General features: G+C 69.5%; 23 protein-coding genes and 1 riboswitch. Of the genes, 16 read left to right on the forward strand and 7 right to left on the reverse strand.

What is annotated here, in order from left to right; translation table 11 throughout:
• Nucleotides 1-86: 86 nt before the first annotated feature.
• The gene (locus QM597_RS08705; RefSeq protein WP_415004485.1) at nt 87-1,982 is read left to right on the forward strand and encodes an anthranilate synthase family protein; all 1,896 of its coding nucleotides are present in this window, start codon (nt 87-89) and stop codon (nt 1,980-1,982) included.
• Nucleotides 1,983-2,064: 82 nt separating this feature from the next.
• Here QM597_RS08705 and QM597_RS08710 read toward each other — a convergent pair whose 3' ends face one another.
• The 3 genes from QM597_RS08710 to QM597_RS08720 are packed head-to-tail and all read right to left on the reverse strand — an operon-like array spanning nt 2,065 to nt 5,604.
• On the reverse strand, nt 2,065-3,438 hold the full coding sequence (locus QM597_RS08710; RefSeq protein WP_415004486.1) for a S1C family serine protease: 1,374 nt from the start codon (nt 3,436-3,438) through the stop codon (nt 2,065-2,067).
• 19 nt (nt 3,439-3,457) lie between these two features.
• The gene (locus tag QM597_RS08715; RefSeq protein ID WP_415004487.1) at nt 3,458-4,918 is read right to left on the reverse strand and encodes a sensor histidine kinase; all 1,461 of its coding nucleotides are present in this window, start codon (nt 4,916-4,918) and stop codon (nt 3,458-3,460) included.
• The gene (locus tag QM597_RS08720; RefSeq protein ID WP_415004488.1) at nt 4,915-5,604 is read right to left on the reverse strand and encodes a response regulator transcription factor; all 690 of its coding nucleotides are present in this window, start codon (nt 5,602-5,604) and stop codon (nt 4,915-4,917) included. Before QM597_RS08720 ends, QM597_RS08715 begins: the two co-directional genes overlap by 4 nt.
• Before the next feature lie 171 nt (nt 5,605-5,775).
• On the opposite strand from QM597_RS08720, the gene QM597_RS08725 reads away from it, so the two are divergent.
• The 9 genes from QM597_RS08725 (at nt 5,776) to QM597_RS08765 (ending at nt 13,007) form a co-directional block, all read left to right on the forward strand.
• Nucleotides 5,776-6,204 carry an FxLYD domain-containing protein gene (locus QM597_RS08725; protein ID WP_415004489.1) on the forward strand — a complete coding sequence of 143 codons (429 nt, stop codon included), beginning with the start codon at nt 5,776-5,778 and terminating at the stop codon, nt 6,202-6,204.
• 29 nt (nt 6,205-6,233) lie between these two features.
• A riboswitch (TPP riboswitch) is annotated at nt 6,234-6,359 on the forward strand.
• Nucleotides 6,349-6,954, forward strand: a complete 606-nt coding sequence (locus QM597_RS08730; protein WP_415004490.1) for an ECF transporter S component — start codon at nt 6,349-6,351, stop codon at nt 6,952-6,954. (Overlaps the previous riboswitch by 11 nt.)
• Nucleotides 6,955-8,325 (forward strand): ABC transporter ATP-binding protein, encoded by a 1,371-nt coding sequence (locus tag QM597_RS08735; RefSeq protein WP_415004491.1) that lies wholly within the window; start codon nt 6,955-6,957, stop codon nt 8,323-8,325.
• Nucleotides 8,322-8,993, forward strand: coding sequence for an energy-coupling factor transporter transmembrane component T family protein (locus QM597_RS08740; protein ID WP_415004492.1), 672 nt, complete (start codon nt 8,322-8,324; stop codon nt 8,991-8,993). Before QM597_RS08735 ends, QM597_RS08740 begins: the two co-directional genes overlap by 4 nt.
• Before the next feature lie 220 nt (nt 8,994-9,213).
• Complete coding sequence (locus tag QM597_RS08745) at nt 9,214-9,672, forward strand: MaoC family dehydratase (protein WP_415004493.1); 459 nt, start codon at nt 9,214-9,216, stop codon at nt 9,670-9,672.
• A 1-nt stretch (nt 9,673) separates the two neighbouring features.
• Nucleotides 9,674-10,906, forward strand: coding sequence for an acyl-CoA dehydrogenase family protein (locus QM597_RS08750; protein ID WP_415004494.1), 1,233 nt, complete (start codon nt 9,674-9,676; stop codon nt 10,904-10,906).
• Between the two features lie 203 nt (nt 10,907-11,109).
• Nucleotides 11,110-11,475 carry a hypothetical protein gene (locus QM597_RS08755; RefSeq protein WP_415004495.1) on the forward strand — a complete coding sequence of 122 codons (366 nt, stop codon included), beginning with the start codon at nt 11,110-11,112 and terminating at the stop codon, nt 11,473-11,475.
• 55 nt (nt 11,476-11,530) lie between these two features.
• Nucleotides 11,531-12,055, forward strand: a complete 525-nt coding sequence (locus QM597_RS08760) for a hypothetical protein (protein WP_415004496.1) — start codon at nt 11,531-11,533, stop codon at nt 12,053-12,055.
• 1 nt (nt 12,056) lies between these two features.
• Nucleotides 12,057-13,007: an oxidoreductase gene (locus QM597_RS08765; protein WP_415004497.1), complete on the forward strand. Its 951-nt coding sequence runs from the start codon at nt 12,057-12,059 to the stop codon at nt 13,005-13,007.
• A gap of 285 nt (nt 13,008-13,292) precedes the next feature.
• Here QM597_RS08765 and QM597_RS08770 read toward each other — a convergent pair whose 3' ends face one another.
• On the reverse strand, nt 13,293-14,021 hold the full coding sequence (locus QM597_RS08770; protein WP_415004498.1) for a MerR family transcriptional regulator: 729 nt from the start codon (nt 14,019-14,021) through the stop codon (nt 13,293-13,295).
• Nucleotides 14,022-14,184: 163 nt separating this feature from the next.
• Between QM597_RS08770 and QM597_RS08775 the strand changes: the two genes are divergently transcribed.
• Both QM597_RS08775 and QM597_RS08780 read left to right on the forward strand, forming a co-directional pair.
• Nucleotides 14,185-15,399, forward strand: coding sequence for an acetyl-CoA C-acetyltransferase (locus tag QM597_RS08775; RefSeq protein WP_415004499.1), 1,215 nt, complete (start codon nt 14,185-14,187; stop codon nt 15,397-15,399).
• A 30-nt stretch (nt 15,400-15,429) separates the two neighbouring features.
• A complete protein-coding gene (locus tag QM597_RS08780) occupies nt 15,430-17,613 on the forward strand; it encodes a 3-hydroxyacyl-CoA dehydrogenase NAD-binding domain-containing protein (protein WP_415004500.1) in 2,184 nt (727 codons plus the stop codon).
• A 148-nt stretch (nt 17,614-17,761) separates the two neighbouring features.
• Here the strand turns inward: QM597_RS08780 and QM597_RS08785 are convergent, their stop codons facing one another.
• Complete coding sequence (locus QM597_RS08785; RefSeq protein WP_415004501.1) at nt 17,762-18,619, reverse strand: SDR family oxidoreductase; 858 nt, start codon at nt 18,617-18,619, stop codon at nt 17,762-17,764.
• A gap of 60 nt (nt 18,620-18,679) precedes the next feature.
• Between QM597_RS08785 and QM597_RS08790 the strand changes: the two genes are divergently transcribed.
• From QM597_RS08790 to QM597_RS08805, 4 genes are all read left to right on the forward strand, one after another.
• Entirely contained in the window at nt 18,680-19,354 is a 675-nt protein-coding gene (locus QM597_RS08790) for a nitroreductase (RefSeq protein ID WP_415004502.1), read from the forward strand.
• A gap of 118 nt (nt 19,355-19,472) precedes the next feature.
• On the forward strand, nt 19,473-20,342 hold the full coding sequence (gene rfbA / locus QM597_RS08795; RefSeq protein WP_415004503.1) for a glucose-1-phosphate thymidylyltransferase RfbA: 870 nt from the start codon (nt 19,473-19,475) through the stop codon (nt 20,340-20,342).
• A gap of 1 nt (nt 20,343) precedes the next feature.
• Nucleotides 20,344-21,342, forward strand: coding sequence for a dTDP-glucose 4,6-dehydratase (gene rfbB, locus QM597_RS08800; RefSeq protein WP_415004504.1), 999 nt, complete (start codon nt 20,344-20,346; stop codon nt 21,340-21,342).
• Between the two features lie 7 nt (nt 21,343-21,349).
• Nucleotides 21,350-22,762: a sugar nucleotide-binding protein gene (locus QM597_RS08805; RefSeq protein ID WP_415004505.1), complete on the forward strand. Its 1,413-nt coding sequence runs from the start codon at nt 21,350-21,352 to the stop codon at nt 22,760-22,762.
• A gap of 119 nt (nt 22,763-22,881) precedes the next feature.
• Here QM597_RS08805 and QM597_RS08810 read toward each other — a convergent pair whose 3' ends face one another.
• Both QM597_RS08810 and QM597_RS08815 read right to left on the reverse strand, forming a co-directional pair.
• A complete protein-coding gene (locus QM597_RS08810; RefSeq protein ID WP_415004506.1) occupies nt 22,882-24,123 on the reverse strand; it encodes an MFS transporter in 1,242 nt (413 codons plus the stop codon).
• Between the two features lie 107 nt (nt 24,124-24,230).
• On the reverse strand, nt 24,231-24,779 hold the full coding sequence (locus QM597_RS08815) for a hypothetical protein (protein WP_415004507.1): 549 nt from the start codon (nt 24,777-24,779) through the stop codon (nt 24,231-24,233).
• Nucleotides 24,780-24,783 lie beyond the last annotated feature (4 nt).

A 24,783-nucleotide genomic window follows, 5' to 3' on the forward strand; every position in this document is an offset into this window, starting at 1 on the left:
GGACTGCCGTCGCACGCGCCCAGACCCCTCGCACCGGGGCTGGGCGTTTTTCGCGTCGGGACCCGGGCGAACCCGTGAGGAAGCATATGAATCTGCTCGACACCGTTGTCCTGAAGGACGTGCTCGCCCAGCCGGCCTTCGCCCTGATCCGTTCGCGCGAGGCCGACACGGTCACGCTCATCGGCGGCCCGCGCATCGACGTGGCCTCCCTCGACGACATCCCGGTGGAGACGGCACCCACCGGCCGACCCGAATGGGACCACCTCGTCTTGATCCCGTTCGCGCAGGTCCGTGAGCGCGGCTACGAGGCGCACCAGGACGGCACCCCGCTCAGCGTCATCCGTGCCGAGGTGTGTGCCGAGGTGCCGCTGGCCGATCTCCTCGCGGACCTCCCCGATGTGCCGGTGACCTTCGCCGACTCCGGCGGCTTCGCCATCGGTGACGACGAGTACGCCGGCGTGGTGCGCCGGATCATCGACGACGAGATCGGTCGCGGCGAGGGCGCCAACGTCGTCATCGGCCGCCGCTACACCGCCGAGCTGGAGGGGTGGGGCCACGACCAGGCGCTCACCGTCCTGCGCCGGCTGCTGGAGCGCGAGCGCGGCGCGTTCTGGACCTTCTGCATCTTCACCGGCGACCGGCATCTCATCGGCGCGAGTCCGGAGCGGCATGTCAGCGTCGAGCACGGCGAGGTCCGCATGAACCCGATCAGCGGCACCTTCCGCCTGCGAGGCCTGGAGACGCAAGGCGAGCGCACGGAGGCGCTGCTGGACTTCCTGCGCGACGAGAAGGAGATCTACGAGCTCTTCATGGTCGTCGACGAGGAGCTGAAACAGATGTGCCGCATCTGCCACGAGGGCGGCCTCGTGCTCGGCCCCTACCTCAAGGCGATGAGCCACCTCGTCCACACCGAATACCTGCTGTCGGGCCGCACCGACCTAGACGTGCGTGAAGTGCTGCGCGAGTCGATGTTCGCCGCGACGGTCACCGGCAGCCCGGTGGAGAACGCCTGCCGGCTCATCGCGCGCTACGAGGACGAAGGGCGCGGCTACTACGCCTCGGTGGCGGCGCTCATCGGGCGTGACGCCGACGGGGGCGTGCGCGCCGACGCGCCGATCCTCATCCGCACGGCCGATGTCGATGCCTTCGGGCGGCTCTCGGTCACCGCAGGCGCGACGCTCGTGCGCGATTCGGACCCGGTCAGCGAGACCGCCGAGACGTGGGCCAAGGCGAGCGGCATCCTCAGCGCCTTCGGCCTAGTCGACGCCGCACCGCCGGCGACCGACGGGTTCGCGGCGTTCACGCGGGCCGACGACGTGCTGGTGGCGCTCGGCGCGCGCAATCAGCGGCTGAGCCAGTTCTGGCTGACCGACCAGTCCGGTGCCGCGCCGGAGGCCTCGCTGACCGGCAAGCGGGTGGTGATCCTCGACGGCGAGGACGACTTCGTCAACATGCTCTCGCACGTGTTCGGCGTCCTCGGCATGACGACCGACATCGTCCGCCACGATGCTTCCGACCTGTCTGCCGAGGGCGCGCTCGACGGTTACGACCTCATTGTGGTCGGCCCTGGTCCCGGTGACCCGCGCGACACCGGCGACCCGAAGATCGCCACGATCCACGGCGTTGTCGACCGGCTGCTCGCCGCCGAACGCCCGTTCTTGGCGATCTGCCTCGGCCACCAGGTGCTCTCGCACCGTATCGGCCTCGACCTGGTGTTCAAGGACATCGTTTTCCAAGGCACGCAGAGCCGTCTGTCAGTGCTGGGCCGGACTGAGACGGTCGGCTTCTACAACACCTTCGTCGCCCGTGTGCCCGAGGCGGGGCTGCCTGCGGGCGTGAGTGTCGAGGCCGACGAGGAGACCGGCGACATCCACCTTGTCGCCGGCCCCCACTACCGCGGCGTGCAGTTCCACCCCGAGTCGGTGCTGACCCAGAACGGCTTCGCCATTCTCCGCGATCTCACCCTCGACCTCCTGGGCTGAGACCATCGCCGGTCCCTGAGGTGGGGGTCATTTCGAGGCTCGCAAGCTCGCACCTCAATGACCGGCTCGGCCTCGCACCGGCTCACTCCTGGGAGGAGGACAACTCGCCGCCGTCGGAGTCGAGCTTGACGTCGACGGTGTCGGACTTGCCGTCGCGCAGGTAGGTGATCTTCACCGTGTCGCCCGGCTGGTGGCCGCGCACGGCGGCGACCAGGGCGCTGGAACTGGCCACCGGGTGACCGTCGAGCGCGGTGATGATGTCGCCCGCTTTCAGTCCCGCATCGTCGCCCGCGCCGCCGGATTCGACTTCGCGGATCTCCGCGCCGATGCCGGTCAACTCGTCCTTCTCGGTCGCCGGAGTGACCGTGACGCCGATCCGGGCGTGCTCGACCGTATCGCCCTTGACCAGTTGCTCGGCGACATTGCGGGCCAGGTCGATGGGGATGGCGAAACCGAGGCCGATGGACCCCGACGCGCTCGAATCGGTACGGATCGCGGCGTTGATGCCGATGACGTTGCCGGCCAGGTCGACGAGCGGGCCGCCGGAGTTGCCGGGGTTGATCGCCGCATCGGTCTGGATGGCGGGGAAGACCGTGGCGTTGTCGCCGGAGGCGTCGCTGGATTCCACCGGACGGTTCAGCGCGCTGACGATGCCCTGGGTGACGGTGCTCTCCAGGCCGAAGGGTGAGCCGATGGCCACGACGTCCTGGCCGACGACGAGGTCCGCCGACGAGCCGAGTTTGGCCGGCGTCAGGCCCGAAACATCGTCGGCCTGGATGACCGCGATGTCGGTGACCGGGTCGCGGCCGAGGATCGAGGCCTGCGCGTTGGTGCCGTCACTGAAGGCGACCATGATGGTGCCGCCGTCGGCCGCCGTCTCGACGACATGGTTGTTGGTGAGGATCTGGCCGTCTCCGCTGAGGATGACCCCGGATCCGGAGCCGCCCTCCTCGCCGTTGCGGACGTTGATCTGCACGACCGACGGCATGACCTCGGCGGCGACGCTCTCGACCTCGCCCGAGGGGGCTTCGTCGGTGGAGGCGGGGCGATCGAGCGAGGAGGTGCTGTCGTCGGGCGTCGAGGAGGTGCTGTCGTCGTCGCCGCGATTCTGCAGCCACGTGCCGCCGTACCCGGCTCCTGCGGCCAGCGCGATGATGACCGCGCCTGCCCCGACCCGACGAGCAACGGTACCGCCGCGCTTCGAGCCGGAGCCGGGAGCGGCAGCGGGCGGACCTGGCAGCGGCTCACCGGCGGCGGCCGCCGCTTCGGGCGGGGCGGGGACCACGGGGCTGGGCGGCAGGACCGTGGTCGGGGCGGCGTCGCTGGCCGGAGGCGGGGCGATCTCGGTCGTCGCCTCGATATCGGCGGAGGTCTCCGCAGGGGGTGCCGGATCGATGGGGGGAGCCGGGACCTCGTGGTCGCTGGTCTCGGCGAAGGGGTCGTGCGAATCGGTCATGGTGTCAGCATCTCCGAGGTCACTGAGACGGCTCTGAAGCCGTGGTGTGAGGGGGCGAAAAAGGGTGCGGGTCGGCCGGTGGGATGGTCATCGAGAACGTCGCTCCCTGGCCGCGGACCGACTCGACCTCGACCGTACCGCCGTGGCGTTCGGCGGCGCGGCGGACGATGGACAGCCCGAGACCCGATCCGGGCTGGGTGCGGGCCTCGGGCGAGCGGTAGAAGCGGTCGAACACGTGCGGCAGGTCCGCATCGGCGATGCCCGGCCCGTGGTCGCGGACGGTGACGACGCCCTCGCGCAGGGCGATCTCGACCGTGCCGTCGACCGGACTCCACTTGGCCGCGTTGTCGAGCAGATTCGTGATGGCCCGTTCCAGCGAGCGCGGCTCGCCCACGACCCACCACGGAGCGAGGTCCGCCTCGAAGGTCACCGAGGGCGCGCGCAGGCGTACCCGGTGCAGGGCGTGTTCGACCACCTCGGCGAGGTCGACAGGCTCGGGGTCATGGGCCAGCGGTTCGTCGCGGGCCAGTTCGACGAGATCGCCGATGAGCGTGGTCAACTCCTCGACCTGGGCGTGGATGTCGCCCATGACCTCGCTGACCTGTTCGTCGCCGAGCGGCCGGCCGGCTGCGCTGGCCTGGGTCAGGAACTCGATGTTGGTGCGCAGGCTGGTCAACGGCGTACGTAGTTCGTGACCGGCGTCGGCGACGAGCTGGCGCTGTTGGGTCTGCGAGGCGTCCAGCGCGACAAGCATCTGGTTGAACGATGCAGTGAGCCGGGCCAGTTCGTCGCGGCCGATCACCTCGATGGGCTGCAGTTCCTCGGTCCGGGCGACGTGCTCGGCAGCGGCGGTCAGGCGGCGCACCGGGCGTAGGCCGTTGGTCGCCACAGCCCAGCCCGCGCCGCCGGCGACCGCCATGCCGACGAGCGTCGTGATCGCCAGGACCAGGCCGAGCCGGTCCAGGGTGCTCTGGATCGAATCCATGCGTTGCACCATGACGAGGGCAGCGCCGGGACCGGCCTGGATCGCCACCACGCGGTAGGCGGTGTTATCGATCACCGTCGTGCGCGCCGACGTCTGCTCGCGTCCCAGGGAGACAGCCAACTCAGTATCGGTCAGGCGGACTTCGGTGCTCCCGGTGAGGCTGGCGAACAGCCGGTCGCCCTCGACTCGGAAGATTTCCAGACCCGCGACGTCGAGCAATTCGGCGTCCTGTTTGTCCAGGGATCCGGGGGTGTAACCGGAGGCCACAGCCTGATGTGCGCGCGCCCGGATCGAGGCGTCCAGGTTGGCGACCAGCTCGGCCCGAACAACGAGATAGATCGCCGAACTGACGCAGCCGAGGGTCAGTGCCACCGCGATGGTGGTGAGGGTGGCGACGCGCGCCGCAAGTGAGACGCGCAGCGTCCACTGGCGCAGTCGTGTCCAGAGCGGGCCGTCGTCGGAGTGGTTGCGGAGTCGGTCGAAAGGCCGGCTCACGGCGGCGTCTCGCGCAGGACGTAGCCGACCCCGCGAACCGTGTGCAGCAGCCGGCTCTCGCCGTCGGCCTCCAGCTTGCGGCGCAGATAGCCGACGTAGACCTCCAGGGAGTTGGCCGTCGTCGGGAAGTCGAAGCCCCATACCTCTTGCAGAATGAAGGACCGCTCCAGGACTCGCTTCGGCCTGCGCAGGAACAACTCCAGCAGCGTGTACTCGGTGCGGGTCAGGGAGATCTGGCGCTCACCGCGCATGACCTCGCGGGTCACCGGGTTGAGTGACAGGTCGGCGAAGGAGACCGGTTCCTCGTCCGGTTCCTCGTCGGTGCGCGTAGCGCGGCGCAGCAGCGCGCGCAGGCGGGCGAGCAGTTCTTCGAGGGCAAAGGGCTTGGTCAGATAGTCGTCGGCTCCGGCGTCCAGGCCGTCAACCCGGTCGGTGACGGCGTCGCGGGCGGTCAGCACGAGGATCGGGACGTCGTTGCCGGCCCCTCGTAGTGCGCGGGTGGTCTCCAGGCCGTCCAAGCGCGGCATCATCACGTCCATGACGAGGGCGTCGGGCTGGACCTGCGGTACTCGGGCGAGGGCGTCGATCCCGTCGGTGGCGACTTCGACGACATAACCGTTGAACTCCAGGGACCGCCGGATCGAATCACGGACGGCGCGATCATCGTCGACCACCAGAATGCGCATGGTGCCAGTGTGCCGCGCAGGCCTAAGACTGCGCTGAGACCCAGCGCGGGGGCCGCTGAGGAGTCCGCGATCACGGTTGCGGTGGTGTCAGGCGCGCCGAGCGGTGTGGAGCGGGTCGTTATCGTGGCAGCGGTTCGCCACAGAGCATCGACACAGGAGGCCGACAGCCCTATGACCCCTCGCGCCGCCCTGGTCGGCTCCCTGCTCGCTGCGGCCCTGGTGTTGACCGCCGGATGCGGTGGCGGTGACGATTCGCCGTCGAAGACGCAGGTTAACCCTGAGAACGTTTCCCCGCAGGATCTGCCCGACGTCCCCGACCTTCCCGGTGCCGAAGGGGCGATCGCCGATGCCACTTTCGGCGAGTGCGGTACCGACGCCGGATCGCAGACCGTCGAAGGCGAGGTCGAGAACTCCACCAAGGCTGCGGCGAACTACGTCGTTGCGATCAGTTGGATCAACGAGCGTTCGGACGTCCTGGCGCGTGGTGTGACCGAGATCCAGGACGTCAAGGCGGGCAAAACCGAGGGCTTCGAGGTCACCGCCGAGGTGCCCGAGGGTGTCGGGTCCTGCACCTACTACGTCCTGCGCGCCGCCGCGTAGGGAGCGCGGGCTTGCGGCGCTACACTCGGGCCGTCAGACAGGGGAGCGCCGGGTCCACCGCAGACGGACAGGGGCGCTGAGAGTGCGGGTGAAGCCGCAGACCCTCCGAACCTGCTCCGGTTAGTACCGGCGAAGGGAGTCCACATGAGTTCTGCATCCCTGCGCGATCTCCTGCGCTACCGCACCATCGACCTGGTGACCATCGCGACCCTAGGCGTCGCGTTCGGCGTCGTCTTCTGGGGGTGGGGCAAGCTGTACGCCCTGTTCGACATCGCCGCCAAGCTCGGCTTCCCGCCGGCGGCGGCTCTCATGGGCGGCGGTTGGCTGATCGCCGGCGTGGTCGGCGGACTTGTGGTTCGCAAGCCCGGTGCCGCGCTGGTGACCGAGCTGATCGCTGCCTGCGTCTCGGCGTTCATGCCGGGCAACGAGTGGGGCAGCTCGGTCCTGGTGTCCGGCTTGCTGGAGGGTCTCGGTGCCGAGCTGGTGCTGGCGGTCTTCGCCTACCGGCTGTTCGGGCCTGCCGTCGCTATGGCCGCCGGGGCGCTTGCGGGGGTCTTCGAGGCCGTTTACGAGTGGGGGTCCTGGTACGCGGACTGGGATTTCGACTACCGCCTGGCCCACCTCGTGCTGTTCGTCGTCTCCGGGGCGCTGATCGCCGGGGTCGGCGGCTGGTTGCTGGTGCGCGCGCTGGCCAGGGCGGGTGCGCTCGACGCCTTCCCGGCCGGGCGTGAGGCCGTCACCACCGTCTAGATGACGTCCGTGCTGCGCCGGGGCGAGGTGGTCGCCCGGTTCACCTGGCGACCCCTCGGCCGGCGTGAGCCGACGGTCCGCGACCTCGACCTGCGCGTCGAACCGGGCGAGCGGCTGCTGTTGGTCGGCCCGAGCGGCAGCGGCAAGTCGACGGTCCTGCAGGCGCTCGCCGGTGCGCTGGGGCCGACGGTGCCCGGCGACCTGGACGGCTCGGTCTGCGTCGGCGGGTTCCTCGGCTTCGTCCCGCAGAATCCGCTCGACGGTCTTGTGGCGGACCGCATCGACCGCGAGATCGCCTTCGGTCCGGAGAACCTGGGCCTGCCGCGCGAGCAGATCCGGCGGCGTATCGCCGAATCCCTGGCGGCGGTGCGGCTGCCCTATGGCCTCGATCATCCGACTGCCGCGCTGTCCGGCGGCGAACAGCAGCGGCTGGTACTCGCCGGCGTGCTGGCGATGCGGCCGGACGTGATGGCGCTGGACGAGCCGACGTCGATGCTTGACGAGGCGACCGCGCGGGAGGCGCGTTCGGCCGTGCTCGACGTGACCGGCGACCGGACACTGATCGTCGTCGAGCATCGCTTCGCCGGGTGGCTGGAGCACGTCGACCGGGTGGTGGTGCTCGATGCCGGGCGGATCGTGTTCGACGGGTCGCCCGCCGCCCTGCTCGACGCGGCACCGGCGGGTTTGTGGCTGCCCGGTCGGCCAGTGCCGGAGCCGGTGGCGCTGCCCGCCGGCCTCGTCGGGGCCTCGGGCGAGCCGGTGGTGATCGAGTCCGTCTCGGCCGACCTGACCACCCGGACGCTGCGCGGGACCCGCCGGCACCGCGCGCTCGCCGGGGTGAGCGCGCGGTTCGATCCCGCCCGCGTCCACGCGGTGACCGGGCCGAGCGGATCGGGCAAGAGCACGCTGCTGCTGACGGCTGCGGGCCTGGTGCGGCCGGCATCGGGGCGGGTGCGGCCGGACCGGTCGCGACGCCGTCCGCGCGACCTGGCGGCTGGCCTCGGCTGGGTGCCGCAGAATCCCGAGCACGGCTTCGTCACGACCAGGGTCCGCGACGAGGTCGCGCGCACCTCCGGGGTCGTCGGTGCCTCGGTCGATGTCGGGGCCGTGCTGGAGGCGGTGGGGCTGTCGCGGCTGGCCGAGGCGCATCCCTTCCGGCTGTCCGGCGGCGAGCAGCGCCGGCTCGCGCTGGCCGCAGCGCTCGCACACCGGCCGGGCCTGGTCGTGCTGGACGAGCCGACCGTCGGCCAGGACCCCCAGGCGTGGGCGCTGGTCGCGGGGTGGATGACGAGCGCGGCTCGTCACGGCGCGACGGTGTTGGCGAGCACCCATGATCCGGACCTGCCGCGCGATGCCGAGGTGCGGTTGTGACCGGTCTCATCGCACGGGTCAATCCGCTGGTGCTCGTCATCGTCGGCCTGTGCGCCCTGGCCGGGTCGCCGTTCGTGCGCAGCTGGCCGGTGGCGCTGGTGACCCTCGGCACCTACGGGCTGGCCGCGGCGCTGTTCGTGCCGTCGTGGCGGTATGTGCTCGTCTGCCTCGCCTTCACCCTCGTCGCCGGGGTGAGCGTCGCCTATTCGACGTGGCGGCTCGGTGGGCACGACCCGGCCCTGGCAGTGACGGCGGGCCTGCGGATCGTCGTGCTCGCCTGGCCCGGATCAGTCGCCGCCGGCTACATCGATCCGGCGCGGCTTGCGGACTATGCCGGCCAGCGGCTGCGGCTGCCCGCGCGCGGGGTGGTCGCGTTCTCGGCGGCGTTGCAGCGCTTCTCCCACCTCGCGCAGACCTGGACGACGCTGCAGCGCACCCGCCGTGCCCGAGGCCTGCGGACCCGGCCCGGTCCGCTGGCCTTCGCGCTGCTGGTCGACGCGATGCGCGGCGCGACCCGCTCGGCGGTGGCGATGGACGCGCGGGGATTCGCCTCCGCGCGGCGGCGCACCTGGCTCGTGCCGGCACCGTGGACCGGCCTGGACTCGGCGGCCGTCGCCGTGGCCGTCACCCTCGCCGCCCTCCCCGCGCTCCTGTCCCGCCTCCTGTGAGGCCGCGTGTGGGCCTAGTCACTGAGCCGGGAAGCGACTAGGGTGCGAACTAAGCAAGCGCTTAGAACATGTGCGGATAGGCGCTGGCTGAGGTGCGAGCGAGGAACGAGCGAGCCTCGAAGCCTGCCACGGCTGGGTCATTTCGAGGCTCGCAAGCTCGCACCTCAATGACCGGCTCCGCCTATCTGCGGAATCTCATAGTCACCGTGGAAGGAATCCCATGCCCCGCGTCTTCTCCAGCCTCGACGATTTCAAGGCCGCCGCCGGCACCGAACTCGGCACCAGCGACTGGATCACCGTCACCCAGGAACAGATCAACACCTTCGCCGACGCCACCGGCGATCACCAGTGGATCCACGTCGACCCCGAGGCCGCCGCGAAGGGTCCCTTCGGCACCACCATCGCCCACGGCTACCTCACCTTGAGCCTGTTGCCGGTCTTCGCCGAGCAGATCTACGAGGTGCAGGGCCTGGCGATGGGCGTCAACTACGGTGCCAACAAGGTCCGCTTCCCCAACCCCGTGCCGGTCGGCTCCCGCCTGCGCGCCACCGCCACGCTCAAGGAGACCGCCGACATCGCCATCGGCACGCAGGCCACCATCTCCTTCGTGGTCGAGCGCGAGGGTGCCGACAAGCCTGCCGTCGTCGCCGAGGTCGTCTACGTGATGGCGAGCGCCTGACATGCACTTCGGTTTCGACGACACCACGAACGCGCTGCTCGAACGGGTCGGTGCCTTCATGGACGAACACGTCTACCCGGCCGAGCCGGTGCTGGCGGCGCAACTACAGGAGCGGGTGCGCGCCGACGACTGGACGATCCCGGAGGTCATCGGCGACCTGCGCGAGAAGGGCAAGGCCGCAGGCCTGTGGAACTTCTTCATGCCGGGCGAGGGCAACGGGGGTGCTGGTCTGACGAACCTCCAGTACGCGCCCATCGCCGAGCTGACCGGACGCAGCATCCAGCTCGCCCCGCAGGCGTTCAACTGTGCCGCGCCCGACACGGGCAACATGGAGGTCCTCCACATGTTCGGCACGCCCGAGCAGAAGGAGCGCTACCTCACGCCGCTGCTGGACGGCACGATCCGCTCGGCCTTCGCCATGACCGAGCCGGACGTCGCCAGTTCCGATGCCACCAACGTCGAGACGTCCATCGTGCGCGACGGCACCGACTACGTCATCAACGGCCGCAAGTTCTACATCACCGGCGCGATGAACCCGAACTGCCGGGTCTTCATCGTCATGGGCAAGACCGATCTGTCGGCCGACCGCCATCGCCAGCAGTCGATGATCCTCGTCGACCGCGACACCCCGGGCGTCGAGATCGTGCGCGGTATGCACGTCTTCGGCTACCACGACCGCGACCACGGCGGTCATGCGGAGGTGATCTTCCGCGACGTGCGGGTGCCCGCCGCGAACCTCATCGGCGAGGAGGGTCAAGGGTTCGCCATCGCGCAGGCACGCCTCGGACCGGGCCGCATCCACCACTGCATGCGCTCCATCGGCATTGCCGAGCGGGTCGTCGAGATGCTGTGCCAGCGGGTGCAGAACCGGGTGGCTTTCGGCAAGCCGCTGGCACGGCAGGGCGTGATCCGCGACTGGATCGCCGAGTCGCGGGTGCGGATCGAGCAGTTGCGGCTGCTGGTGCTCAAGACCGCCTGGCTCATGGACACCGTCGGCAACAAGGGTGCGCACACCGAGATCCAGGCGATCAAGATCGCGACGCCCGAGACGGTCAACTGGATCATCGACAGGGCGATCCAGGCGCACGGTGCGGCCGGGATCAGCCAGGACTTCCCGCTGGCCGAGATGTGGGCGGGCATCCGGACGCTGCGCTTCGCCGACGGTCCTGACGAGGTACACAAGAATTCGCTGGCCCGCGCGGAACTGCGCAAGCACGCGAGTCCGCCGGTGTGATCCCAGTCGTCACCGCGGTCCCTGAGGTGCACCCTTCGAGGCCGCTCGTTCCTCGCGGTACCTCAGGACCCGCGCAAGCACACTGGTCCCTGAGGTGCGAGCTTGCGAGCCTCTAAGGGACCTACCACGGCGGGCTTCGTGGCTGAAAGCTCGCACCTCAATGACCGGTTCCGCCTATCTGCGGAGACCTCTAGGGTGTCGGCATGGGTCGAGAGTCCAAGCGTGTCGTCGGCATGTGGCTGGCCGCTGTCGTCGTGACGGTCTCGTGGGCGATCTGGCTGGTCGACGGCTGGTCGTCCGACACCGTCACGGCAGCCCGGTTGGCGGTGATCGCCGCTGCGGTCGTCAGTGCAGTGATCGCCTATCAGACCTTCACGGTCGCGTCCTCGCGCGATCCCCTTCTCATCTCCTCGATGGCGGTCTCGTTGGTCGGCGGGGCCGCGCTGGTGTCGATGACGATGAACGCGCCGGCCGGGCAACTGCTCCCCCACGGCCCCTACGCGGTTGTGGGCGTGGTCGCCCTGATCTATGCCGCCGCAGCGATGACGTTCGCCGCGCGCCGCACCTGACTGCCCGGAGCCGTCAGCCTTCGCGGCCATGACGCTGACCTTCTAGGGTTGACGTGTGCGCCTGACCAACCCCCTGTGGTACCTCGCTGCGGTCCTCGTCGCCATCGCCGGATCGATGGTGGGCACCGCCATCGCCGCGAGTGCCTGGGACGGCGTGCGCGATGCGGTCGTGGAGCCGGCCACCGAGCCGATCAACGCCGCCGGGCACTCGCTGGCGATCTTCACCGATCAGCTTCAGCCCGAGCGCGACATCGCCTGCCGATCCCGCCCGGCCGACCAGCCCGAGGCCGAGGGCACGGCGCTGAGCAAGGCCTCCATCGACATCGTCGTGGACCGCAACGGCAGCCAGTGGCACCTGATCGCCCTCGCCGCCGAGGGTCGCGACGGCGTCATCGTCAGCTGCCTGCCGGCCGACGGAGCCGCCGACTCGGCCGCCTATGGCTATGCGGTCTTCGACGGCTCCGACAAGATCGACCGCGGCACGCAGGTCGGCGCTCTCTCGCTCGCTGCGGGCCTGGTGCTCGCCGGATTCGTATTCTGGTGTCGTTGGCAGGCCGGGCGCACTACTGAGGAGGACTGACATGTCCCGCTGGAGTACCACCGACATCGGCGACCAGACCGGACGGCGCTTCCTCGTCACCGGGGTCACTGGCGGCCTCGGCACGCAGATCGCGGGCGAACTGGCCCGGCACGGTGCCTCGCTCATCGTCACTGCCCGTGACGCCGCCAAGGCCGAGGCCACGCTCGAACGGGTGCGGCGGCTCGCGCCGGAGGCCGACATTCGGTTGGTCGACCTCGACCTGGCCGACCTGGCCTCGGTCGAGCGTGCTGCGGAGGCCGTGCACGGGCTGACCGACCGGATCGACGTGCTCGTCAACAACGCCGGGATCATGGTCCCGCCGCTGCGGCACACCGCCGACGGCTTCGAGTTGCAGATCGGCACGAACCACCTGGGACATTTCGCCCTGACCGCCCGGCTGTGGCCGCTGCTGGCCGACGCGCCGGGCGCGCGCGTCGTGACCGTTTCGTCGCTGGCGCACACGGCGGCGCGCCGTGTCGATCTGCGCAGTCTGACGCCCGAGGGTGCGCCGCGCCGCTACCGCCGCTGGCCGGTGTACGCCGAGTCGAAGCTCGCCAATCTCCAGTTCGCTCAGGAGCTGCATCGTCGCGCCGGAGCGGCGGGACTCGACGTGGCGAGCGTCGCCGCGCATCCGGGATTCGCGGCGACCGAACTGACCAAGACCGGATGGGGCCTCGGCGGACTCGCGCCGGTCGGCTTCGTCATGCACCAGGGGACCAAGGTCATCGCGCAGTCGGCGCATGCGGGGGCGATGCCGATCCTCATGGCGGCCACAGACCCGGCCCTGACCGGCGGCGAATACCTCGGGCCGCAGGGGTTCCGCGGGCTTCGCGGTCGTCCCGGTCCCAGCCCGATGACGCGGGCCGCCCGTGACGCCGACCTCGGTGCCGCGCTGTGGGCGGCCTCCGAGAGCGCGGCGGGTCTGTCCTTCCCCGTCACCTCTGCGGGGTAGGGCTGCTGCTGGCTGTACCGCCCACCCGGAGGGCGGGCGACCTCAGGGAAGTGCTGGTTGAGACGTGCCGAAGATAGGTCCGCTGGCTGAGGTGCGCCCTTCGAGGCCGCTCGTTCCTCGCGGTACCTCAGGACCCGCGAGGAACGAGCGAGCCGGGTCCTGAGGTGCGAGGAGCGGTCCCTGAGGTGTGAGGCCGCTCGCGGCCGAGCCTCGAAGGGTGAAGCCTGCCGTAGGTGGATCATTTCGAGGCTCGCAAGCTCGCACCTCAGGGACCGGCGGGTGGCCTCAGCGGTCGGTACGGCGGATGACGGTGAGCCGCTTCTGCTCGTCGACGGCCTCCTCGTAGGCGGTGACGAGTGCCTGTACGGTCAGCGGCTTGAAGCGCTCGACCATCGTCGTCAGCAGCTCGGGCGGGTAGTCGGACGCTTTGAGGTGCGGCCAGACGGCCACGCGGAACATCTCGGTGAGCTGCTGGGCGAGCTGGCTGCTGTGCTCGGTGATGATCTTGCGCGCGGCGAGCGCGGCCTCAATGGGCAGCGTCGCGTCGAGGAAACTGACGCCGATGGCCAGGTGCGCCGGGGCGAGCCGGAACTGATCCTCGACCGGCGTCGGCTCGACCACGCCGAGCGCCACCAGCACCTCGATGTCGTCGTCGGACAGCGCGCGGCCGCAGCGCGTCTCCAGCGCGGCCCGGTCGACGGTCTCGGGCATCTCCGGCGTCCACGGCGCCAGCAGCGTGCGGTGCAGCGCGACCTGCTCGGGCGTGGCGTCGGCCGGGATGCGTTCGAGGTAGCCCTCGATGGCCGACAGTGTGAAGCCGTGGGCCTGGAGTTCGCGGACGAGTTCGAGCCGGGCCAGGTGATCGGGGCCGTAATAGCCGTTGCGGCCCTCGCGCCGCGGCGGGGGGATGAGGCCGCGGCCGGCGTAGAACCGGACCGTCCGTACCGTCATGCCGACGCGCGCGGCCAGTTGCTCCACGGTCAGCGTCTGTTCGGCGTCGGGGTCGGCGGTCACGGTGCCGAGAGTAGCCCGCATCGGCGCGCCGACAGCCCCTGGTTGATGTTGACAGTAGTGGTGTCACAATGAAACGGCGCGGTGTCCCACCGTGCGCCCCTCCGTGCTGGCATCCTCAGCGAGTCAGCCGACATGACCCACTCGTCTGCGAGGACTCACACCCATGACCGAAGCATTCATCTACGACGCGATCCGCACCCCCCGCGGCCGCGGCAAGAAGACCGGTTCACTGCACGAGGTCAAGCCGATCTCGTTGGTGACCACGCTCCTGGACGCCATCAAGGAGCGCAACCCGAACCTGGCCCCCAACGAGGTCGACGACGTCGTTCTCGGCGTCGTGTCCCCCGTGGGCGACCAGGGTGCCGACATCGCCCGCACCGCCGTGCTCGCGGCCGGCTTCGGCGAGCAGGTCGCCGGCGTGCAGCTCAACCGCTTCTGCGCCTCCGGCCTGGAGTCGATCAACCAGGCCTCCGCGCGCGTCAAGTCCGGCTGGGAGGACCTCATCCTCGCCGGCGGCGTCGAGTCCATGAGCCGCGTGCCGATGGCCTCCGACGGCGGCGCCTGGGCAATGGACCCCAAGACCGCGCTCGACACCGACTTCGTCCCGCAGGGCATCGGTGCCGACCTCATCGCCACCATCGAGGGCTACGACCGCGAGGCCGTCGACACCTTCGCCGCTGAATCGCAGGCGCGAGCCGCCAAGGCCATCGCCAACGGCTACTTCGCCAACTCGATCATCCCGGTCACCGACATCAACGGCCTGCCGATCCTCGACCACGACGAGTTCGTGCGCGAGGGCACCACGGTCGAGTCGCTGGGCAGCCTGAAGCCGTCCTTCGCCGACCTCGGCGACTTCGCCGGCTTCGACTCGGTGGCACTGGAGAAGTACCTCACCGTCGAGAAGATCAACCACGTCCACCACGCCGGCAACTCCTCGGGCATCGTCGACGGTGCCTCGCTGGTGCTCATCGGGAACGAGAAAGCCGGTGAGCGCCACGGCCTCACGCCCCGCGCGCGCATCGTCTCGACTGCCGTCATCGGCTCGGAGCCGACCATCATGCTGACCGGCCCCGGCCCCGCCTGCCGCAAGGCCCTCGACAAGGCCGGCCTGTCCATCGAGGACATCGACCTCATCGAGATCAACGAGGCCTTCGCCGCGGTCGCCATGAAGCTCATGCGCGATCTGGACGACTTCCCGCACGAGCGCACCAACGTCAACGGCGGCGCGATCGCGATGGGCCACCCGCTCGGCGCGACCGGCGGCATGATCCTCGGCACGCTCGTCGACGAACTGGAGCGCCAGCAGAAGCGCTACGGCCTGGCCACGCTGTGCATCGGCGGCGGCATGGGCATCGCCACCATCGTCGAGCGCGTCTGACCCGACCTCACCGAAGAAGAGAGAACTCACATGACTGAAGCAGTGCGTTACGAGGTCGACGGCGGCATCGTCAACCTCGTCATCGACGACCCGACCCAGTCGGCCAACACGATGAACCCGATCTACTCCGCCTCGATGGCCAAGGCCGTCGACCGGCTCGCCGACGAGATCGCCGCCGACGGCGACGCGATCAAGGGCGTCATCGTCTCCAGTGCGAAGAAGACCTTCTTCGCCGGCGGCGACCTCAAGCTGATGATGCAGTCCGGCCCCGAGGATGCTGCGCGCCTCTTCGAGGAGATCGAGGCGATCAAGGCCACGCTGCGCAAGCTGGAGACCATCGGCAAGCCGGTCGTCGCGGCGATCAACGGTGCCGCGCTCGGCGGCGGCCTGGAGATCGCCCTGGCCTGTCATCACCGCGTCGCGGCCGAGGGCCGCTACGAGATCGGCCTGCCCGAGGTCACCCTCGGCCTGCTGCCCGGCGGCGGAGGCGTCACCCGCACGGTGCGCATGTTCGGCATTCAGGACGCGCTGATGAACATCCTGCTGCAGGGTCCGCGCGTGAAGCCGGACAAGGCGCAGGCGCTCGGCCTGGTCGACGAGCTGGTCGCGCCCGAGGAGCTGCTGGGTGCGGCGAAGGCCTGGATCGAGTCGGTCCAGGGCGACGCGGACGCGGCCAGCCAGCCGTGGGATCGCCGTGGTTACAAGATGCCCGGCGGCACCCCGTCGAACCCGAAGCTCGCCATGAACCTGCCCGGCTTCCCCTCGATGCTGCGCAAGCAGATCAAGGGCGCGGCCTACAAGGCGCCGCGCAGCATCCTGGCTGCGGCGGTCGAGGGCGCGCAGGTCGACTTCGACACCGCCAGCCGGATCGAGTCGCGCTACCTCGTCGACCTCATCACCGGCCAGCAGTTCAAGAACATGACGCAGGCGTTCTTCTTCGATCTCGGGGCGATCAACGCCGGCGGCTCGCGTCCCGACGGCATCGAGGCGACGAAGGCGACCAAGCTGGCCATCCTCGGCGCGGGCATGATGGGCGCGGGCATCGCCTACGTCTCGGCGCGCAACGGCATCGAGTGCGTGCTCAAGGACATCTCTTTGGAGGCGGCCGAGAAGGGCAAGCAGTACTCGGTAAACCTGCTCGACAAGGCCGTCTCGCGCGGCAAGATCACGCAGGAGAAGGCCGACGAGATCCTGGCCCGCATCACCCCGACGGCCGACTACGCCGACCTCGCGGGCTGCGACTTCGTCATCGAAGCGGTTTTCGAGTCCGTCGAGCTGAAGCATTCGGTCTTCGGCGAGCTGGAGCCGATCGTCAACGCCGACGCGCTGCTCGGCTCGAACACGTCGACGCTGCCCATCACCGACCTGGCCGAGGGCGTCAAGCGTCCCGAGGACTTCATCGGCATCCACTTCTTCTCCCCGGTCGACAAGATGCCGCTGGTGGAGATCATCGTGGGCGAGAAGACCTCCGATGCGGCCATCGCGCGAGCCATCGACTACACCAAGCAGATCAAGAAGACGCCCATCGTCGTCAACGACAGCCGCGGCTTCTTCACCTCGCGGGTGTTCGGCACGCTGGTCATGGAGGGCGCGCAGATGGTCGGCGAGGGCATCAACCCCATCACCATCGAGCGGGCGGCCTCGCTGGCCGGCTTCCCGGGTCAGCCGCTGGCGATGATCGACGAGGTGTCGCTGACGCTGCCGCAGAAGATCGCCGCAGAGGCCAAGAAGGCCGCCGAGGATGAGGGCAAGGTGTTCCCCGACAGCCTCGCGATGGACGTCGTCAACAAGCTGGTCGACCTGGACCGCAAGGGCAAGGCCGCCGGCGCGGGCTTCTACGAGTACCCCGAGGGTGGCAAGAAGTACCTGTGGCCGGGCCTGGCCGAACTCTTCGGCGGGGACAAGGAGATCCCGCTCGAGGACATCAAGGAGCGCCTGACGTTCATCATGTCCATCGAGACGATCCGCTGTGTCGAGGAGGGCGTGCTGCGCACCACCGCCGACGCCAACATCGGCTCGATCTTCGGCATCGGCTTCCCGCCGCTGCAGGGCGGTGCGCTGCAGTACGTCAACGGGTACGAGGCGGCTGACGGCCGGATCGGCATCGAGGCGTTCACCGAGCGCGCGCAGGAGCTGGCTGCGGCCTACGGCGAGCGTTTCGCTCCGCCGCAGTTGCTGCTCGACAAGGCCGCGAAGGGCGAGAAGTTCGCCTGACGGGCCGGTCTGACAGCCGGTGAGGGGTTGTGGTCGCCACGGCGGCCACAACCCCTCATTGCCGTTCGGGGGAACCGATGCTTCCTGACACGGTTCCGCCAGCGGACCTATTGGCGGAACCTCTTGCCCCCGATCAGTGGGACATGGCTCAGTGCAGCCGCAGGGCGGGGTTCATCGGACCCTTCGGCTCGACCCAGAAGTCGAGCGCGAGGTCCTCTTCCTTCCCGCCGTTGAGGTAGACGCTGAAGTCGGTCACGCCAGCCTCGGCCAGCACATCGTCGTCGATGAAGAAGTGTCCGGTGCACTCGCGGCTCGGGCGGGTGAGGATCTCGTAGGCGGCGTCGGCCATGATCGCGGGCGTGCGCGAGTTGGCGCTCAGACCGGGGCCGACCACATTGCGCACCGCAGCGGTGTCGATGGCGGTGCGCGGCCACAGTGAGTTCGCCGCGATGCCGTCCTCGCGCAACTCGCCGGACAGGCCCAGCGTTACCAGGCTCATGCCGAACTTCGCGATGGTGTAACCGGTGAAGGTCGTGTGCCACTTCGGGTCGAGCTCCAGCGGCGGGCTGAGCGTGAGGATGTGCGCGTTGGCCGACTGCCGCAGCCACGGGATGCACGTCTTGGACAGCAAGAAGGTGCCGCGGCAGTTGATGTCGTTCATCAGGTCGTACTTCTTCATCGGCAGGTCTTCGGTGCGCGTCAGGTCGATGGCGCTGGCGTTGTTGACCACGATGTCGATACCGCCGAAGGTCTCGGCGGTCTGGGCGACGGCGTCGATGACGAAGGCGTCGTCGCGGACGTCGCCGACGAGCGGCAGGGCGCGGCCGCCGGCCTCCTCGATGGCCTTCGCTGCCGTGTAGATCGTGCCGGGCAGGTTCGGGTGCGGCTCGGACGACTTGGCCAGCAGCGCCACGTTGGCCCCGTCGCGCGCGGCACGGACGGCGATGGCCTCGCCGATGCCGCGGCTGCCGCCGGACATGATGATCGTGACTTCGGACAGCGACATGGGTCCTCCTGAATGTGACTGCCGTCATCATGGCAGTGCCGGTGGGACGATGTCAGGGTGATGAACGAAAACTCCGATCTGCTGGTGCTGACCGACCAGATCGTGCGGGCGCGATGGAGCTGTCGCGGCTTCCGGCCCGATCCGGTGCCCCGGCCGCTGATCGAGCGCCTCCTCGAGACCGCGCAGGCGACGCCGTCATGGTGCAACGTCCAGCCGTGGCAGGTGGCGGTGGTGTCCGGGGAGGCTCTGGACGAGCTGCGCGCGGCGGTCGCGGCCGACGAGCGCTGGGGGTCCGACATCGACTTCCCGCCCGGCTACGACGGCGAGTACGCGGTGCGCCGCCGGGCGGTCGGCTGGCAGTTGTACGAGGCGGTCGGGGTGGCGCGCGATGATCGGGAGGCGTCCGCGCGGCAGATGATGCGCAACTTCGACTTCTTCGGCGCGCCGCATCTGGCGGTGATCTCGGCACCGGCGAGCCTCGGCCCGTACGGCCTGGTCGACTGCGGCCTGTACGTGCAGTCCTTCCTGCTCGCGGCGCAGGCGGCGGGGGTGGCGACGTGCGCGCAGGCGGCAGTGGCGATGAAGTCGGTGCTGCTGCGCGAGCGGTTCGGCTGGGGTGAGGACCGCCGGGTGGTCTGCGGTGTGTCCTTCGGCTGGCCCGACCCCGACCATCCGGTGAACTCCTTCCGCGCCCCGCGCGTCCCCGTAGCCGACGCCGTCACCTTCCACGACTGAGGGGCGGTGTCGCGGGGCAGACGTCCCCGATCGCTCCTCAGGCGGCGTAACTATCGCGCACGATCGAGTCACAGCACGGCGATCTCTCCATCAGTGCCGCATGGCAGGATGGGGTCTCGTGAAAGGCATCATTCTCGCCGGAGGCTCGGGAACCCGTTTACACCCGATTACCCTGGGTGTGTCCAAGCAACTCGTGCCGGTGTACGACAAGCCGATGGTCTATTACCCGATGTCGACGCTCATGCTGGCCGGCATCGACGAGATCCTCGTCATCACGACTCCGCACGACGCCCCCGGCTTCCACCGCTTGCTGGGAGACGGTTCACAGTTCGGCATCTCCCTGACCTACGCCGAGCAGCCCTCGCCCGACGGGCTCGCGCAGGCCTTCACGATCGGTGCCGACTTCATCGGCGACGACAAGGTCGCGCTCGCGCTCGGTGACAACCTGCTCTACGGCCCCGGCCTGGGCAGTCAACTCCAGCGCTACTCCGACGTCGACGGGGGCGCGGTCTTCGCGTACTGGGTCAGCGAGCCGAGTGCCTACGGTGTGGTGGAGTTCGACGCCGACGGACGCGCCGTGTCGCTGGAGGAGAAGCCGGCCGCGCCCAAGAGCAACTATGCGGTGCCCGGCCTGTACTTCTACGACAACGACGTGGTCGAGATCGCCCGCAACCTCCGGCCGTCGCCGCGCGGTGAGTACGAGATCACCGACGTCAACAAGGCCTACCTGGCCCAGGGTCGCCTCCAGGTCGAGGTGCTGCCGCGCGGTACCGCCTGGCTCGACACCGGCACCTTCGACCAGATGACCGATGCCGCCGAGTACGTCCGCACGATCGAGCGACGCACGGGCCTGCGCATCGGCGTGCCCGAGGAGGTCGCCTGGCGAAGGGGTTTCCTGAGCGACGACGAACTCCGCGAGCGCGCGGAGAAGCTGGTCAAGTCCGGCTACGGTTCCTATCTGCTGACCATGCTCGAACGGGGTAAGTGACATGTCCCATCTGCTCGTCACGGGCGGTGCCGGGTTCATCGGCTCCAACTTCGTCCATCACGTCGTGGCGCATACCGACCATCGGGTCACCGTGCTCGACGCGCTGACCTACGCGGGCAACCGAGCCTCGCTTGACGGCCTGCCCGAGGACCGCTTCTCCTTCGTCCACGGCGACATCACCGACGCCGCGCTGGTCGACCGTCTCGTCGCCGAGAGTGACGCCGTCGTCCACTACGCGGCCGAGTCGCACAACGACAACTCCTTGGACAACCCGCGCCCCTTCCTCGACACCAACATCATCGGCACGTACACGCTGCTGGAGGCGGTGCGCCGGCACGAGCGCCGCTTCCACCACATCTCGACTGACGAGGTTTACGGCGACCTCGAGCTCGACGACCCCGCCCGCTTCACCGAGGACACGCCGTATAACCCGTCCTCGCCCTACTCCTCGACGAAGGCCGGTAGCGACCTGCTCGTGCGCGCCTGGGTGCGCTCCTTCGGCGTGCAGGCCACGATCAGCAACTGCTCGAACAACTACGGGCCGTTCCAGCACGTCGAGAAGTTCATCCCGCGTCAGATCACCAACGTCATCCGCGGCATCCGCCCGAAGCTCTACGGCAAGGGCGAGAACGTGCGCGACTGGATCCACGCCGACGACCACTCCTCGGCCGTGCTGACGATCCTCGACCACGGACAGATCGGTGAGACCTATCTGATCGGTGCCGACGGCGAGAAGAACAACAAGGACGTCGTGGAGCTGATCCTCGGGCTCATGGGCCAGCCGGTCGACGCCTACGACCATGTGACCGATCGCGCCGGACACGACCTGCGGTACGCGATCGACTCCACGCGGCTGCGCACCGAGCTCGGCTGGCAGCCGCAGTACCGCGACTTCGAGGCCGGCCTCGCCGCCACGATCGAGTGGTACCGCGAGCACGAGGCGTGGTGGGCACCGGCCAAGGACGCCACCGAGGCGTTCTACGCAGCCAAGGGGCAGTGACACGGCGATGACTGAGTTCGGCAAGGACCTCACCGTCACCGAGACCCCCATACCGGGACTGCTCGTGATCGAGCTGCCCGTGCACGGCGACAGCCGCGGCTGGTTCAAGGAGAACTGGCAGCGCGAGAAGCTGCGTGCCCTCGGCGTGCCCGACCTCGGTGTCGTGCAGAACAACATCTCCTTCAACGACGCCGTCGGCACGACCCGCGGCATCCACGCCGAGCCGTGGGACAAGTTCGTCTCGGTCGCCCACGGACGCATCTTCGGTGCCTGGGTCGACCTGCGCGCCGGCGACAGCTTCGGCACGGTCTTCACGGTCGAGCTGGACGCCTCCCGTGCGGTGCTCGTGCCGCGCGGGGTCGGCAACTCGTACCAGACCCTCGAGCCCGACACGGCCTACACGTACCTCGTCAACGACCACTGGTCGCCCGACGCCGCGTACACCTTCCTCAATCTGCGCGACGAGACGGCCGCGATCGACTGGCCCATCAGCCTCGACGACGTGGAGATCTCCGAGAAGGACCAGGCTCACCCGCGGCTGGCCGACGTCACGCCCTTCGGACCACGCAAAGTCCTCGTCACCGGTGCCAACGGGCAACTCGGCCAGGCCCTGCGCACCCTGTTCGCCGGTCTCGACCACGTCGAGTTCACCGACGTCGACGAGCTCGACCTCACCGCCGACCTGAGCCGGGCACGGCCGTGGCGCCAGTACGACACGATTATCAACGCCGCCGCCTACACCGCAGTCGATCAGGCCGAGACGGCCGAGGGGCGCGTCGCCAGCTGGCGGGTCAACGTCGAGGCCGTCGCCAACCTCGCCCGCGTCGCCACGGCCCACCAGCTGACCCTGGTCCACGTCTCCAGCGACTACGTCTTCGACGGCAGCCGTGAGGTTCACACCGAGGACGAATCGTTCAGCCCGCTCGGCGTCTACGGGCAGACCAAGGCTGCGGGAGACGCCCTCGCCGCTACCGTGCCCCGGCACTACGTGGTCCGCACGAGCTGGGTCATCGGCGAGGGCAGCAACTTCGTCCGTACTATGGCCTCCCTGGCCGAGCGCGGGATCGACCCGAGCGTCGTCGACGACCAGCACGGGCGGCTCACGTTCACGAGCGACCTGGCTGCCGGGATCGGCCACCTGCTCGACACCGGTGCCCCGTACGGCACCTACAACCTGTCCAACGACGGGACTGTGCAGTCGTGGGCCGACATCGCCAAGCGCGTCTACGAGCTCACCGGACACGACCCGGCACGAGTGACCCCGGTCAGCACCGCCGACTACTACGCCACGGCCGAGGGGCCGATCGCGCCACGACCGACGCACAGTGCGCTGGACCTCACGAAGGTCACGGCCGCAGGCTTCGTGCCACGTGACGCCGACGAGGCCCTGCGCAACTATCTCGCGGACACTGCGCAATAAAAACGTGCGCAGATACGTCCCGCTGGATGAGTCGCGTAGGCCGCAAGCGGTCGAAGCCCCGAATCCTGCATCGGCGGGTCATTTCGAGGCTCGCTGTGCTCGCACGGAGTAGCCCCGGCCTACGGCCGGCGACGTTCGCGGACGCGGCGGCGGGACCGCCAGATGTTCGCCAGGCCGAGGGTCCACAGCACGTACTGGCTCGCCATCGCCCAGCGGAAGGCCTGCGGCGTGTACTCCGACCCGGCGGGCGTCAGCCAGTCCAGCACGATCCCGATGGCGATCACGAGGATGAGGCTGGCGACGAATCCGCCTTGGTTGATGATGCCGATGGCCGCGCCGAGGCGGTCGTCGGGATTGAACTCCCTGCCGTACTCGAAACCGATCACCGAGGCCGGGCCGCCCACGCCGACGACGACCATGAGCAGGACCAGCAGCCAGGTCGGCGCGTCGCCGGGCCACAGCAACACCGCCGCCCAGACGGCCATGATCGTTATCACGATGCCCATGACGAGGTCGGAGCGCCGGTACGGATGGCGTGAGGTGATTCCGGCTAGTACCGGTCCGGCGGCGATGACCGCGATCACCAGCACGGTCAGCAGCGCCCCGGCTTGATCCGACGACCGGCCTTCGCCGCGCACGAAGAACGGATAGCCCCACAGCAGGCTGAGTGTCGTCGCGCTGAACTGGGTCGAGAAGTGCGTCCAGAAGCCGAGCCGGGTGCCGGGGTGGCGCCAGGAGTCGCCGAGGCTGGAGCGCACCAGGGGCCACGAGATCGGCTTGCCGCGGCGGTGCCACGCCCCCGGTTCGTCGCGCACGACGAGGGCCAGCAGGAGCGTCACGACGATGCCGGCCGAGGCCGAGACCAGGTAGGCGCGCGTCCAACCCCAGTGGGCGAAGGCCCAGGTCATCGGCAGCGCGGCGATGATCGCGCCGAGCTGGCCGAGCACGCCGGTCAGCTGGGTCACCAGTGGGATGCGGGCCGAGGTGAACCAGGTGGCGATGAGCCGCAGGACGCAGGTGAAGGTCATTGCGTCGCCGGCACCGACGAGCAGCCGCGCGCCGATGGCCTGCGGATAGGACTCGGCCAGCGCGAAGCACGCCTGGCCGAGGGTCATCGTCACCGCGCCGATGACGATGACGCGCCGCGGGCCGAAGCGGTCTAGGGCCAGGCCGACCGGCACCTGCAGACCCGCGTAGACGAGCAGCTGCACGGTGGCGAAGGTCGCCAGCTGGGCTGCGGAGATGCCGAAGCGGTCGGCCGCCTCCAGTCCGGCTACGGCCAGCGAGGAGCGGTGGAAGACCGCCAGGAGATAGGCCGAGAGGCCGACCAGCCAGATGACGACCGCCGACTGCCTCCTCACATCCTCACCCTAGGGAACGGTCGATGCCGCCCCGCACCCGGTCGTTGAGGCGCGCCCTTCGAGGCAGGGACCGGACTCCCCGCGCCCGAGCCTCGAAGGGCGAAAGGTCAAGCGGCGTCGAGGGCTGCGCGCAGCAGGGCCTCGGTCAGTGCCAGTTCACCGGCCGAATCCAGGTCCGACCCCGGCGTCACCGTGACGGTGTAGAGCACGCCGTCCTCGTAGGCGGCACCGGTCGTCATGCTGAAACCCGACGCGGTGCCGGTGAGGATGCGCGCACCCTCGCCGAGGTCCGGCGTGCTCTCGTCCTCGACCTCCAGCGGTGCCTGCATGGCGGCGAGATAGTCGTCGAAGGAGCCGCCGAGGTCGGACTGCACCATCAGGTCCAGCGAGAAGCTGGTGGCCGTCGGGTCCTCCTGGTCGTACTCACACGCGCCGAGCGGCCCGCTCTCGGCGGTCACCGTGAACCCCGCAGCCGCGCTGGCGTCGTCGGCCGAGAGCACGTCGCACGCCTCCGGAGCCTCGGTGGGGGCCTCGTCGGCCTGGCTGACGGAGTCGGAGGGATCGGGCGAATCGGCGGTCGTGTCGTCATCACCGCACCCGGCGAGCACCAGGGCGAGGGGCAGCAGGACGGCGGAGGCGAAACGGAGACGGCGCACGGAG

It is taken from the genome of Aeromicrobium sp., from assembly GCF_047607065.1.
Taxonomy (GTDB): Bacteria; Actinomycetota; Actinomycetes; order Propionibacteriales; family Nocardioidaceae; genus Aeromicrobium.